The sequence below is a fragment of the Pseudomonas sp. 2822-15 genome, from assembly GCF_002742515.1.
GTDB classification, from domain to species: Bacteria; Pseudomonadota; Gammaproteobacteria; order Pseudomonadales; family Pseudomonadaceae; genus Aquipseudomonas; species Aquipseudomonas salomonii.
Map to the genome: position 1 here is coordinate 1 of NZ_LJRY01000338.1, position 264 is coordinate 264.

Annotated in this window: 1 protein-coding gene; it reads right to left on the reverse strand. The window is 33.3% G+C overall.

Annotated features, from left to right (window positions below; all coding sequences use genetic code 11):
• On the reverse strand, positions 1–264 hold a 264-nt coding region (locus AOA59_RS28415; RefSeq protein ID WP_143522844.1), incomplete at both ends, for a DUF1054 family protein.

A 264-nucleotide genomic window follows, 5' to 3' on the forward strand; every position in this document is an offset into this window, starting at 1 on the left:
GTTTTAATTCATCCATATTATTTAAGAACTTTTGAGCTATATTTTGCTTATTAGGTAGTTCGTAAATAAATGCAAGCCATATAAATACGTGATCATCGAAAAGACCTACCTGAAAATGAGGATGTTTTTTATATCCACGCTTGTTGTGACAAATTGCCAACCATGTATCGTTAGGGGGATTTACACTTCTTCTTGCATGCTTAGCAATATGTAAAAACATTTCGTTACCTAATGACATAGAGAGTTGTTGAGCCAATTCTTCTC